Origin of the sequence: Ascidiimonas meishanensis (assembly GCF_037782385.1) — a bacterium.
GTDB classification, from domain to species: domain Bacteria; phylum Bacteroidota; class Bacteroidia; order Flavobacteriales; family Flavobacteriaceae; genus Ascidiimonas; species Ascidiimonas meishanensis.
Window position 1 is genome coordinate 335,437 of the sequence record NZ_JBBEXD010000003.1, and the last position, 13,507, is coordinate 348,943.

Here is a 13,507-nt window from a genome sequence, read left to right on the forward strand (position 1 = left end):
AGGAAGCTTTTCTAGTTTAAAATATTACTTTGAATTAGCGGATGACCAGTTTTCGAGTGCTTGAAGCATCTTTTTCTGAAACTTTCATAAGATAAATACCAGCAGTAAGTCTGGTTACATCTAAAGAATTTCCGGCAATTACAGTTTTCAAAACTTCTTTACCAAGAACGTCATAAATTGAAATGGTTTTGCTTAAATTCCTTTTCGTTGATATGGTTACATAACCATTGGTCACTGGATTAGGAAATAATTTAAAACCTTCAATTTCACCGTCTTGGTCGCTTGCTGATTGGGAATCAGCGTAGTAGGTCATTTCAATTTCATCGGGGCCTGATGATAGTTGGGTATCCCCATGAAATTCCGGCTGTCCTGCGGACAGATGCATCACTGATAGGGCAATAAAAGTGAGCAGAGAATTTTTATTCATGGTACAAACAATAAGTTAAGTTACAAACAAATATAATAATTTTAAAAAAGCATCGTTGCCTATTTTTCCTTTTTTTTGTGAAAGTGGTGTTTTTTGTTGTAAACTACCTGAAAACCAAAACATCCTGCAATTTTACAGGATGTTTTTTCTCGAAAAAATTATATAAGGTGTGAAATATGCTTATAATCGTACCCAACCATTTGTCCACGTATCAGTACTTGAAAGTGCGCCCGCATAAGGAGCAGATGTAAAGAAAGCACCAAGGGTTGAAGGGTCAAAGTTGTCTACACCATCTACAGCCGCAGTATATTGATAAGTACCTCTGAATCCTGTTAGTCCGAATCCAGATGGGATACCAGTTCCAGCGGTATTAAAAGGATCTCCAGAACCATCAAGTGTAAAGTTAGAATAGGTTGAGAAATCATTAAGATCAACTGTTGCAGAACCTCCGTGATCTAGATCAAATGAATTTTCGTTATTGATAATGGTATTGAAAACTTGTACTTCACCGTTGTTAAGGTTAACAAGTGTTTGATCATCATCTACCTCAATACCTTTTTCTGAGAACCCTTGTATGATCATATTGTAAGCAGCTACTTTTGTACCCGCTCTAAACTCTATCCCTTTGTTCTCTCCGTCGCCGTCATCAGCACCGATAAGTGTAACATTAGATATAGTTGGGAATGAGAAAGGAACTGCATCGTTCGTTCCATCAAGGTTATCTGCTTCAATTCCTTTATCGCCTTCTATTGTGCCTTGCTGAACGATCCAAAACTGGCCGTTTCCAACCCATCCGTCTGTCCAGTCAAAAGAATCGTCTTGAGATCCGGTAGCTACCGCATATTTAAGATTTACAGTACCCCCATAAAATTCAAAGCCATCATCAGCACCTTGAAAAGTCTGAATGTATTCTAGAGTAGTACCATTTCCAACTCCATAAAGCGATAAACCATTGTATTCCGAACTTTCATTGATCTGACCTCCGGTATACTCTAATCGTACATATCTTACGATTCCTGAGTTGTCTGTAGGGTCATCTCCTCCGTACGTAAGGTTTGCTACTTCTGCAGTGGCAGTTCCTCCCGCAGTAGTAACTCTATTGATAGGTGCTCTACCCGCGAGAATAAGACCACCCCAGTCACCAGGATTGGGCGTAGTTTGATTGGAAGTAAATACGATAGGATTGTTTGCAGTACCTTGCGCATCAATGATTCCTCCCTGTCTAATAGCAAGAAAAGCGAATACTCCATTAACGTTACCTGCTTCAATTCGAGTTCCCGCAGGAATGGTGATGGTAACTCCATCATTTACAAAAACACCACCTTCAAGTTCATAGGTGATGTCGTCGTCCAACGTCAAATCTGAAGTGATCTCTCCAGACAGTACTACTCTGTCTGAAGTTCCTGGATCTCCTCCGCCATTATTATTGATAGTATCTCCCTCAATAATGATCTCGCCTATGCTGTCGTCATTCTGAGTACAAGATTGGAACATAAGTGCTATAGCAACAAAGATTCCTAAGATTGATTTACTAGTTTTCATCATGTTAATTAATTTAATATAATTTTTGTTAATCTTTTTTATTGTTTTAATTAAAATTTATAAGTGAGACCTAGGCTGAAATCTATCCCCAGTTTTTGTCTAAAAACGGTATATTCAACTCCTTGATCTTCTTGATCTTGGTATCTTTCGATAGTTGGATTCAACAGGTTTTTCCCTCTAATACTAAATTCCCAGTGTTCGCCAATCGCATCACTAAAGTTGAAATTTAATGTGCCAAATCCTTTTTCGAAAATGTCTCCTACTCCATTACCACCCGCACTGTAAATGCGGTCTCCGAAGATGCTAAAATCGAGGGTGGAAGAAATTTTGTGGTTTCCTTTCTCTGCCTTATAAGTAAGATCTGAATTAATAATAAATGGAGATGCTCCCTGTAATTGTCTGGAGGTATTGGTAGGCGCAATATTTGAGCCGTTAAAGGTGACAATTTGGTCGTCTATATTAACTTCTGTATACATAGCAGTACCGTTAAATCCGAAAGTAAAATTGTTCCAGGTTTCACCCAGCAGTTTGCTTAAGTTTTGTCGGTACTCGAATTCGATCCCCGCTACATAAGCTTCATCTGTATTTACAAACGTGTTGATATTATTTGCAGAAGCCAATCGTGTTTTTTCAATGGGATTCTCAATATATTTTCCAAAGGCAGTAAAAGAGATGATTTCTCCAGCTTCCGGGAAAATTTCATATTTCAAATCCAGATTGTAATTATCAGAATTCACAACAATCGGGTTACCTTGCGTGGTCTCAAAAATATCTTCATCCAAAAATGGTGCTGTTTCTGTGAATTTGGGAAGGGTAACTGTTTTACTGGCTGCCAATCTCCAGTTGGTAGTTTCGCTTGCCGCATATTTAAAAGAAAGGCTTGGCAGAAAGAAGGTTTCCTGAATTTGCTCGTTAAAGAATTGAAGACTTACATCCCCTTCATTTCGGTAGAAAATGTTCTGAGTATAATCTTCTACACGTACCCCAGTAGCTAAAGTAAGTTTGTCAGACAAATCTAATTGAAGATCTACAAACCCTGCATTGCTACTTAAATCTGCTTTGTATATATTTTGAGGTCTCTGAAACTCTTCCAAATGATATAGCTCATTTTCAAAGTTTTCTTGGTTCAAAAATTCATCAGGGTTATTAAAATCAACGCTTACATTGGTCAACTCATCAAAAAAGTAATTCAACTGAAATGCTTCAAAATTTCTTCTTTTATCACGGTTGTTTACTCCAAAGGTTACACGGTTTTTAAATCGACCATCTTCATCTTTGGTGAAATTGATATCGAGGCTTATGTTTCCGGAAAGGTCATTTTCATTCAGTTCTTGCCAGAAACGTTGTGTATTACCGCTGAATGAATTTCTTCTGTTCCCAAATAAAACAGTACCGTCTTCCAATTCGGAGAAGAATACCTGTCTTCTATCTGGTACAGAATTTAAAGAGTAATTATAGGCACCCGCCCAATTTAGTACATATGCGCCATTATTGAATTTGTGTTCACCCAACAATTGCTGCGTAGCTAAAGCATTTTGACGAAAAGTACCTCGTCTGATCAAACTATTTAATTCGTCATTTTCACCAGAAGGACCTACAAACTCTCTTAGTTCATCTTCTGTATCATTTATTAATAAAGTAGTGGTTTGAACTTTATTATTTTCATCAAAACGGTAGGTAAGTGTTCCCAGTAAAGTTGAATTGGTAGTATATGCCCATCGATCAATACCAGCAGAGAAAGCAGATAAAAGAATACCTCCCTGTGAACTTAAGGCCGTTTCGAATCCGTCTTCTACCGCGGTTCGACCCGAACTAAAACTAGCACTAAACAATACGTCTAATCGATCGTCATTTTCAAAAACAAATCTTTTTCCTCCCGAGATAGAAAGGCTTCCGTTGGGAATATTGCTATAGCGTTCTTCTGGATTTAAACTGGTTTCAAATTGATAAATTGGGACAAGTCGACTGTCATACGAAAGATCTGGAATTTTCTGAAAAGCTCTTACAATAGAAGGAATTCTTCTGGTTCCGTCATCAATTCCGAAATAATCATATTCGCCTCCGTCTAATAAAAAGAAATCACTAAATAGAGCATTGGAATTTCCTCCCATACTTAATCCAATTTCAAGAAAACCATCACCAGGATTGTCTTTAGTATTGATATCTACACTGGCACCAGCGAAATCTCCATATAGTAAGGAGGAATATGCTTTGAAAATCCCTAAATTTTCAACAATGTTAGTGGGGAAAATAGCTAGATCAATTAATTTTTTTCTAGGATCTAATGAGGGTAGCGGCAATCCATTGAGATATGCATTGTTGTAGCGGTCTCCTAAACCTCGAACATAAAGTCTGCTTCCCTGAGTGGCTACCCCGGTTGCCTTCGCCAAACCAGATTGTACATTACTGATAGCTAATTCAGCTAATTGTGTAGCTCCTATCTTAGTTTGAATGGTAGCTACATTTTTTTGTTCAAGCAAAAGTGCAATCTGAGATTCTCTTTTTACCGTAGTAGTTACTACCACCTCTTCAAGTGCCTGAGCATCTTGGCTCAATCCTGCAGTAATTTCAGTTATTTTCCCAGCTTCTACTATAACCTCTTTTACTTCAATTGTTTGGTATCCTATAAAACTTATAGAAAGTATATAAGTACCAGGATTTACATCGTTAAATTGAAATAAACCATCAAAATCAGTAGTTGTACCTTTTGTAGTTCCTTTAATTAGAACATTGGCAAAAGGAAGTGGATCATTGTTTAATTCTTTATCTGTAATTTTACCTACTATAGATCCTGTTTGTTGCCCAGTTACTAAGGTAGAGATAAAAATAAAAAGTATAAGAAGTAGTAAATTATGTCTCATTTGTATTCTATATAAATTCTCGGTGCAAATAAAGGTTCAATTTGTAAAAATCAAGTTACTTGCTCATTAAACCTCTGTAAGCTAAAAGTTACCTTTGTGTTACCATATTAAATGAATGTTAACTCCCTTGGGTTTTTAATTTTATCTTTACTTTTGAGGTCAAACAGAACTATTTTCAAATGAAAAAAAAGGATATAAAAATTCTACTAGTTGATGATGAACCTGATATTCTAGAAATTGTAGGTTATAATTTAACTGCAGAAGGATATCATGTAAGTACCGCTAAGAATGGAGCAGAAGGAGTTGCCAAAGCCAGAAGAGAGCAACCACACTTAATTATATTGGATGTAATGATGCCGGAAATGGATGGGATAGAAGCATGCGAGCAGATAAGAAAAATTCCTGAACTTGAAAATACAATTGTCGCATTTCTTACCGCAAGAGGTGAAGACTATTCGCAAGTTGCGGGTTTTGATGCAGGAGCAGATGATTATATTACCAAACCCATTAAACCAAAAGTTCTGGTAAGTAAGGTGAAAGCACTGTTAAGAAGGATAAAAGAAGGAGAAGACTATCAAGCCAATATAAATAATGTAGGCGATATAGTTATTAATCGCGATGAATATAAAATTGTACAGCGCGGTGAAGAGATTATATTACCCAGAAAAGAATTTGAATTACTTTCTCTGCTAGCTTCTAGACCGGGAAAAGTTTTTAAACGAGAAGAAATTCTTGATAAAGTATGGGGTAATGAAGTAATTGTCGGTGGAAGAACTATAGATGTTCATATAAGAAAACTTCGTGAGAAAATTGGTGATGACCACTTTAAAACTGTTAAAGGGGTAGGCTATAAGTTTGTTCTTTAATGTCAAGAAAGCTCAAAAAGTCATATAAATTCGCTTTACGATCTTCACTTTTTATTACGCTGATTGCAACCCTTCTGGCAGGTATCCTTTTAGTGTTTGATTCTTATCCTGCTTACATAATTTTGCCTTTTTTCACATTATTTGTATTTGTATTATCGTTTTTTCTTTTACAATACCGGGTAGAACGGTTTATTTACAAAAGAGTCAAGCGTATTTATGATGACGTTTCTTTATTGGAGTCAACCAATTTTCAGAATCAGCCCATTACCACAGACATGGCTACCCTTACCAGAGAAATAGAAAAGTTTGCAAAAGACAAAAAACTGGAAATAGAAACCCTAAAAGTTAGAGAAGTATATCGTAAAGAATTTATGGGAAATGTATCTCATGAACTCAAAACCCCTTTATTTACTGTACAGGGCTACTTGCTTACACTTTTAGACGGTGCAATGGATGATAAACAGATTCGTAAAAAGTACCTGCAAAGAGCTGCAAAAGGCTTAGAGAGGCTTATTTATATTGTAAAAGATTTAGATATGATTACAAAACTAGAGGTAGGAGATCTACATTTAGAGTATCAGGTCTTTGATATTGTTGATCTTATTAAAAATGTCTTTGACCTTTTAGAAATGAAGGCAGCGAAAAAGTCTATTGTACTCACCTTTGATATGAATTATGATAAACCAATACTGGTGTATGCAGACAAAGAGAGAATTCAACAAGTAATAACAAATTTAGTAGTAAACTCCATTAAATATGGTAAAAGTGACGGCACTACTGAGGTGAGTATTGAAAACCTCATAAAGAATAAGGTAATTGTTCGGGTAACAGATAATGGTGAAGGAATAGAGAAGCAGCATATTCCACGTCTTTTTGAAAGATTCTATAGAGTAGATAAAAGCGGAAGTAGAAAAGAAGGTGGTTCTGGTCTTGGACTTTCTATAGTAAAACATATCATTGAAGCACACAATGAGAAAATCTATGTAGAGAGTGTGTACGGGATTGGTTCAGAATTTTCATTTACGCTGGAAAAGGCAAAATAAATCACTCAAATCTATTTTTGAATCAAAACTTGAAAGACCACTGTACAAAGAAATTTTTCCTAACTTGGAGATGGTAAATTTTTCCTGAGCACAGCTAGGTACAATTCCATTTTTTTTTAGCCTCTTAGCTAGATATACTTGTTCAAATTGACCTGGAGTAGGAATAAAAAATGCTTTTTTTTCTAGCTTTGCCAAATCCATAATAGTTGTATATCCAGAACGAGATAATACCACAGCACTTTCATTAATAGCAGTTTCTATTTCAAAAGAACTCATATAATTATAGATAGTTATATTATTTGTTTGTTCAATGTGCTGTTTGTTTTCAATCTTACCTCTTATAAAAAGGATCTTACCTTTATGTTTTTGAAGTTCGGTCAAAAGTTTTTGTTCTAAGAAAGTGCGCTGGGGTTCTGGCCCTGATAGTATTGCCATCACATCGTATTTTAGGGGTATCTCCTTTTTGGCTAGCCTGCTTATAGGACCCATGTATTTAATGCGAAGTCTACTTTTTTTTATATGCCCCAAACGCCCGCTTAGATTGGGTTTTCCATCCACATCAGGAATCCAGCATTCATCAAACTTTTTCATAATAGCTAGATGTATCTTTGTACTTAACCAAGTAGTACTTCCTGTAAGTACATTTAGTTGGTGCGTAATAAAAACAGAGGGTACTTTTTTGCTGTGAACTCCAAATCTATTATCAGAAATAATGCCATCTATAGCGTAGGTGCCTATAAGTTCTGCTACTATCTTTTTTTCGGCCCTTATAACTTTAATTAATTTAGGGCTGTCCCAAATTATTTTACGCTTAAAATTTTTACCATTTATAGGATAGGTAATGTTATAAGATGGAAGTTCTATAGATTCCAGTTGAGGAAATTCCTTTTGCAATAATAAAAGTGAAATACCATCTGAGGCTATTACAGGAGTAAAGTTTGCTTTAAGTAAAGCATTTATAATTGGGATACAACGGGTAGCGTGACCCAACCCCCAGTTTAAAGGTGCAACAAGTATTCTTTTTCTCATGATAACATTTACAAAGATAATCACATTTTCAGGTGATAAAGATTTCCTTAATTTTGCTAAAATTTTAAATAATTGTTTAGTGGGAAGCAAAAACAAGCTTAAACGCTTTAAGGAGAATGAGAGTTTTGCAAATGTTGTACAGCCTACAAGAGAAGAATTAATCTCTGGTAACTTCAGTTGGAAGGGAAATTGGTCGTCTTTTTTTGGTAATTCAAACCCAATAGTGTTAGAGTTGGGTTGCGGTAAAGGGGAGTATAGTGTAAATCTTGCCAAAAGATTTGTTCATAAGAATTTTATTGGGATAGATATAAAAGGGGCTCGCTTTTGGAGAGGTGCTAAAACAGCTATAGAAGATAACATCAATAATGTAGCCTTTTTAAGAACACAAATAGAATTAATAAACCATGTATTTAAAGAAGGAGAGATAAGTGAAATTTGGATTACTTTTCCAGACCCGCAAATAAAATACAAACGCACTAAGCACAGATTAACGAATGCTACCTTCCTTGACAAATTCAAACAAGTATTGAAACCTAGCGGGTTAATGCATTTAAAAACAGATAGCGAGTTTATGCATGGGTATACACTAGGGTTACTGCATGGTTTGGGTAAAGAGGTTTTATATGCAAATCATGATGTATACAATAATCACGGCAGCCCAGAGGAGGTAACACAAATTCAAACTTTTTACGAAACACAATACCTGGAAAAGGGAAAACCCATTACTTACATTAGGTTTAAACTTCATTAATGATTCATTTAATAATTCTATTTTTTGCCACCTATTCTGCTGCTTTTATGGCTGCAGTTCCGCCTGGTTTACTCAATTTAAATGCGGCAAAAATCAGTGTTGAAAAAGGAAAGCTAAACGGACTTTTGTTTTCTGCGGGTGTAGCAATAGTTACGGTTATACAGGCGTATGCTGGGACACTTATTTCCCGATATCTATATAACAACCCTTTTGTAATTGATATATTACTTAAAATTGGTTTAATAGTTTTCGCATTTTTTGCCATTTATTTTTTTGTTGTAGCAAGAAAGAACAAGAAAAAAAGAATTAAAACAGTATCCGTAAGTAAAAAGAACAGCTTTTTTAAGGGGATGCTTTTGGCTTCTTTAAATATGCTAACTATTCCTTATTATTCAGGGCTTAATGCGGCGTGGAATATCTCTGGATGGATTCAATTTGAAATAGCAGATATTCTTGTATTTATTTTTGCTGCCGGTTTAGGTACATTTTCTATGCTTTATATGTACGTCATTTATTTTAATAAGATGGAATCTACCAGTACTCGGTTTTCAAAATATTCAGATTACATTTTAAGTGTATTAATGGTAGTTTTGGTAGTAATAACTTTTATTAGAATAGTGTATGCCAACAAATCCTAAAAATGAAAACTTTTTTGAGCGGGTTTATCAAGTAGCCAAAAAAATCCCATATGGTAAAGTTACTTCGTATGGTGCAATTGCAAAATATTTGGGTACTGCAAAAAGTGCTAGAATGGTTGGTTGGGCTATGAATGCCTCTGGGCTTAAAGAAGATGTGCCAGCTCATAGGGTGGTGAACCGTAATGGTGTTCTTACTGGAAAGCATCATTTTCAAGGCACTAATTTAATGCAACAACTGTTGGAAAGTGAAGGTATTCAAGTAGTGAATAACCAAATTATTGATTTTGAAAAGTATTTCTGGAATCCAGCCGATGAGTTAGCAGACTAGACTTTTACTACTATTAGAACTTCCTATAACCAAATAGGCATAATCCATTTTTATATTGCGCGATATCCAATTGAAGCATTATCTTTGCAATTTAGAATCATTTTAAGTAATTGCTCAAAGGAAAAATATGAAATTAGATCGCAAACAGATACTGAGTGCACTTGAAACCATTTCAGTACCTGGTGAAGGTAAGAACATGGTGGAGAGTGGAGCTGTTGCCAATGTGATAACTTTTGGAGATGAGGTAGTTGTAGATATAACCATAAATAATCCAAGTTTACAGGCACGTAAGAAAACAGAAGTTGAGATATTAAAAACAATCCATGAAAAGGTTTATGCGAAAGCTAAAATAAAAGTAAATGTAAAGGTGGAAACACCTGAAAAACCTGAAATTAAAGGAAAAGCTATCCCCGGTATTAAAAATATTATTGCAGTGGCTTCTGGTAAAGGAGGGGTTGGTAAATCAACCATTACTGCAAACCTTGCTGTGACATTGGCAAAAATGGGATTTAGTGTAGGTTTGCTGGATGCAGATATTTATGGACCATCTGCACCTATTATGTTTGATGTTGAAGGTGAGAAGCCATTAGCGGTAAATGTAGGTGGAAAGTCTAAAATGAAACCAATTGAAAGTTATGGTGTCAAGATATTGTCAATAGGATTTTTCACGCAGCCTAATCAGGCGGTTATTTGGAGAGGCCCAATGGCAGCAAAGGCTCTAAATCAGATGATTTTTGATGCGGCCTGGGGTGAAATAGATTTCTTACTTTTAGATTTACCTCCAGGAACTGGTGATATACATTTAAGTATCATGCAGTCCCTCCCAATTACAGGTGCAGTGGTAGTTAGTACGCCTCAGCACGTAGCGCTAGCTGATGCCAGAAAAGGAGTGGCCATGTTTCAGCAGGAAAACATCAACGTTCCCGTGTTGGGAATAGTAGAAAATATGGCATATTTCACACCTGAAGAACTTCCTAATAATAAATATTATATTTTTGGTAAAGAAGGTGCTAAAAACTTATCGGAAGACTTAGATGTGCCACTTCTAGGGCAAATTCCATTGGTACAAAGTATTCGGGAAGCAGGAGATTCAGGTCGCCCAGCTGCAATGCAAACGGGAACTCCATTAGAAGCAGCTTTTGAAGAACTCACCAGAAATACGGTTCAGGAAGTAGTAAATAGAAATAAAAGTCTTCCTCCTACGGAGGCTATAAAAATAACAACGATGGCAGGTTGCGCCGCCGTTAAAAAGAAGTAATTATGACATCTGAGGAAGTAAAAATAAATGTAGAAAAGGCATTAGCAGAGATTAGACCATTTTTGGAAAGCGATGGAGGAAATATTTCTTTGGTTTCTATAGATGATGATAAGTTTGTAAAAGTTCGCTTAGAAGGTGCTTGTGTGGAATGTTCGGTAAATCAAATGACGCTAAAAAGCGGCGTAGAGATGACCATTAAAAAGTACGTTCCACAGATTGAACAAGTGGTTAATGTAGATTAATAACTAATGATTACAACAGATATAGTAATAATAGGAGCGGGTCCTACCGGGCTCTTCGCAGTTTTTGAAGCGGGTCTGTTAAAACTTAAATGTCATTTAATTGATGCTTTACCACAACCTGGCGGGCAATGTGCAGAGATTTATCCCAAAAAACCTATTTATGATATCCCAGGATTTCCAGAAGTAATGGCTGGAGCTCTTGTAGATAATTTAATGCAACAAATAAAACCTTTTTCACCAGGTTTTACATTGGGCGAGAGAGCAGAAACCATTGAGAAATTAGATGATGATTCTTTTATAGTGACTACCAATAAAGGCACACAACACAAGGCACCTGTAGTAGCAATCGCAGGAGGCCTTGGCAGTTTTGAGCCTAGAAAACCACCTTTAAAGAATTTAGAGAAATATGAAGATAAGGGTGTCGCATATATAATTAAAGATCCAGAAGTATATCGGGATAAAAAAGTGGTTATTGCCGGTGGGGGAGATTCTGCATTAGACTGGAGCATCTTTCTAGCAAATATAGCCTCTAAAGTAACTTTGGTGCATCGCAGAAACGAATTTCGAGGCGCGCTAGATTCAGTAGAAAAAGTTCGGGAACTTAAAAAACAAGGTAAAATTGAATTAATTACACCTGCCGAAATTGTGGAGTTACACGGTGACGAACATCTGGATTCACTCACTATTGAAAAGGAAGGAGTAAAACATACTGTATCTACAGATTGCTTTATCCCTTTGTTTGGGTTATCACCAAAATTAGGGCCTATATCAAATTGGGGTTTAGAGATCGAAAAAAACGCAATTAAAGTAGATAATTCATTAGATTATCAAACTAATATTCCAGGAATTTATGCTATTGGAGACATAAATACGTATCCCGGAAAGTTGAAGCTTATTTTATGCGGGTTTCATGAAGCCACTCTCATGTGTCAAAGTGCATATCAGCGTATTTTTCCAGATAAAAAGTATGTAATGAAGTATACCACAGTAAGTGGAATAAGCGGTTTTGATGGTTCTAGAAAAGAAGCGGAAAAAGCGGTAGTGAAGGCTATTGATTAAATACTTCATAATTAAAAAAACAAAATAATCTACTAAATGAGTAGATTATTTTGTTTTACAATAGGTTTTTTTACTATTTTTATCCCAAATAATAGTAATGTCAGATATCAAAATTAATATAACCGACCGCGAAGGTACTATACATGAGGTAGATGCACCAACAGATATGGCAATGAATCTCATGGAGCTATGCAAGGCTTACGAACTCCCTGTTGAAGGTACTTGCGGAGGCATGGCAATGTGTGCTTCTTGCCAGTGCTATGTTCTGTCTGAGGATAAGGAGTTACCCGAAATGGGAGATGAAGAAGAAGCTATGCTAGCAGAAGCATTTTATGTAAAACCTAACAGCCGTTTGGGTTGTCAAATTCCTATAACAGAAGAATTAGATGGTTTGGCTATAGAAATTGCCCCAGAGTCTTAAATTCTGGCCAATGACTATTTAGATTTGGTTATTCTGAAATATAGTTGGAGAGCGAAACTGGGCCTTCCAATACGGTTCTTACAATTTGAAGAAAGCCCTTATCAGTCGTATCAATATTCCACTTAATTAAACGAATTGCTCCATTTTCAATTTCAATTCCTGTAATAGATCTTGGATGAACACAGCTACCATCATTAAAAAAAGCAAGATCACCAGGTTCGGGAAAACGGGGTCTATGTGTATGTCCAGTAATGGTTAAAAGATTTCCATTTTCATAAATCCATTTTTTTATACGCCTTTCCACCTTAATTAATTCTTTATGATTTTTAGCAGGACTGGTAGGATCTGCAATACCAACTACCTGTAAAGGTTTCCATAAGATGCGCACTAGAAACCTACCCCATCTCCAAAAAGTATAGTTCCACCAATCTGCTTGATGCCCATGAATTAAGAAAAGTTGTTGTTTTGTGTCTTCATGCGTTAAAACTATAGACTCATTTACTTGGATACCATCAAATAACGGCTCTTCTTTTCCAGTCTTAGGGTTTAAGTAGGTATATAAATTTTTTGCAACATACTGCGGATTTTTGTACACCATATCATGATTACCATAAATGAGATGCAATCTGTTTTGATCATGAAATTGTTTCATGATTAGAAAGACATTTTTATGGGCTCTAAAAATAGAGTCAAAAGAGTGGTTTTCCCACAATTCATCACCATCTCCCAGCTCAAAATAGCTAAATCCTTCATCAAAATAGTATTTTAAGGCGTGAAAATAAATATTACGATTGTTGGCAAAATCATCAGCAAAACTATTATCTCCCCGGTGGCAATCACTAAATAAAACAAGCTTAGAACTATTATTAAACGCAACTCTTTTCGCCTTTTTGAATGCATTGGAAAGCAATCGCTTAGAAGACATCATACTTTTTTCGCTAAATATCGATAAAATTAGTGAGTAATGAAATACAACTTTTCACGACTCATTTAATGTCTCCAAATTTTTTTAACAGAGTAAACTTAACAAGTAAGAATTTAA

General features: G+C 35.8%; 14 protein-coding genes. 9 read left to right on the plus strand and 5 right to left on the minus strand.

The annotated features are described in order from the left end of the window. Positions 1 to 34 precede the first annotated feature (34 nt). From WBG07_RS06580 to WBG07_RS06590, 3 genes are all read right to left on the minus strand, one after another. The gene (locus WBG07_RS06580) at positions 35 to 385 is read right to left on the minus strand and encodes a T9SS type A sorting domain-containing protein (protein ID WP_340200078.1); all 351 of its coding nucleotides are present in this window, start codon (positions 383 to 385) and stop codon (positions 35 to 37) included. 222 nt (positions 386 to 607) lie between these two features. Continuing rightward, the gene (locus WBG07_RS06585; protein ID WP_340199728.1) at positions 608 to 1,972 is read right to left on the minus strand and encodes a multidrug transporter; all 1,365 of its coding nucleotides are present in this window, start codon (positions 1,970 to 1,972) and stop codon (positions 608 to 610) included. 47 nt (positions 1,973 to 2,019) lie between these two features. Next, on the minus strand, positions 2,020 to 4,830 hold the full coding sequence (locus WBG07_RS06590; RefSeq protein WP_340199730.1) for a TonB-dependent receptor: 2,811 nt from the start codon (positions 4,828 to 4,830) through the stop codon (positions 2,020 to 2,022). A 179-nt stretch (positions 4,831 to 5,009) separates the two neighbouring features. Between WBG07_RS06590 and WBG07_RS06595 the strand changes: the two genes are divergently transcribed. Both WBG07_RS06595 and WBG07_RS06600 read left to right on the plus strand, forming a co-directional pair. Beyond that, positions 5,010 to 5,696 carry a response regulator transcription factor gene (locus WBG07_RS06595; RefSeq protein ID WP_340199732.1) on the plus strand — a complete coding sequence of 229 codons (687 nt, stop codon included), beginning with the start codon at positions 5,010 to 5,012 and terminating at the stop codon, positions 5,694 to 5,696. Then, on the plus strand, positions 5,696 to 6,739 hold the full coding sequence (locus tag WBG07_RS06600; RefSeq protein WP_340199734.1) for a sensor histidine kinase: 1,044 nt from the start codon (positions 5,696 to 5,698) through the stop codon (positions 6,737 to 6,739). Before WBG07_RS06595 ends, WBG07_RS06600 begins: the two co-directional genes overlap by 1 nt. Here the strand turns inward: WBG07_RS06600 and WBG07_RS06605 are convergent. After that, entirely contained in the window at positions 6,713 to 7,768 is a 1,056-nt protein-coding gene (locus WBG07_RS06605) for a glycosyltransferase (protein WP_340199735.1), read from the minus strand. The two genes, WBG07_RS06600 and WBG07_RS06605, sit on opposite strands and share 27 nt — an antisense overlap. A 79-nt stretch (positions 7,769 to 7,847) precedes the next feature. Here WBG07_RS06605 and trmB point away from each other — a divergent pair, with 79 nt between their 5' ends. The 7 genes from trmB (at position 7,848) to WBG07_RS06640 (ending at position 12,465) form a co-directional block, all read left to right on the plus strand. Then, complete coding sequence (trmB, locus tag WBG07_RS06610) at positions 7,848 to 8,519, plus strand: tRNA (guanosine(46)-N7)-methyltransferase TrmB (RefSeq protein WP_340199736.1); 672 nt, start codon at positions 7,848 to 7,850, stop codon at positions 8,517 to 8,519. Beyond that, a complete protein-coding gene (locus WBG07_RS06615) occupies positions 8,519 to 9,157 on the plus strand; it encodes a LysE family transporter (protein ID WP_340199738.1) in 639 nt (212 codons plus the stop codon). The genes trmB and WBG07_RS06615 overlap by 1 nt, the downstream gene beginning before the upstream one ends. Next, positions 9,141 to 9,485: an MGMT family protein gene (locus WBG07_RS06620; RefSeq protein ID WP_340199739.1), complete on the plus strand. Its 345-nt coding sequence runs from the start codon at positions 9,141 to 9,143 to the stop codon at positions 9,483 to 9,485. Before WBG07_RS06615 ends, WBG07_RS06620 begins: the two co-directional genes overlap by 17 nt. A gap of 127 nt (positions 9,486 to 9,612) precedes the next feature. Beyond that, entirely contained in the window at positions 9,613 to 10,743 is a 1,131-nt protein-coding gene (locus tag WBG07_RS06625) for an Mrp/NBP35 family ATP-binding protein (RefSeq protein WP_340199740.1), read from the plus strand. Between the two features lie 2 nt (positions 10,744 to 10,745). Continuing rightward, on the plus strand, positions 10,746 to 10,985 hold the full coding sequence (locus tag WBG07_RS06630) for a NifU family protein (protein ID WP_340199741.1): 240 nt from the start codon (positions 10,746 to 10,748) through the stop codon (positions 10,983 to 10,985). A gap of 6 nt (positions 10,986 to 10,991) precedes the next feature. Continuing rightward, positions 10,992 to 12,044: an NAD(P)/FAD-dependent oxidoreductase gene (locus tag WBG07_RS06635; RefSeq protein WP_340199743.1), complete on the plus strand. Its 1,053-nt coding sequence runs from the start codon at positions 10,992 to 10,994 to the stop codon at positions 12,042 to 12,044. 97 nt (positions 12,045 to 12,141) lie between these two features. Next, on the plus strand, positions 12,142 to 12,465 hold the full coding sequence (locus WBG07_RS06640; protein WP_340199745.1) for a 2Fe-2S iron-sulfur cluster-binding protein: 324 nt from the start codon (positions 12,142 to 12,144) through the stop codon (positions 12,463 to 12,465). Between the two features lie 28 nt (positions 12,466 to 12,493). On the opposite strand, the gene WBG07_RS06645 is transcribed toward WBG07_RS06640, so the two are convergent. After that, the gene (locus tag WBG07_RS06645) at positions 12,494 to 13,390 is read right to left on the minus strand and encodes a metallophosphoesterase (RefSeq protein WP_340200079.1); all 897 of its coding nucleotides are present in this window, start codon (positions 13,388 to 13,390) and stop codon (positions 12,494 to 12,496) included. Positions 13,391 to 13,507: the final 117 nt, after the last annotated feature.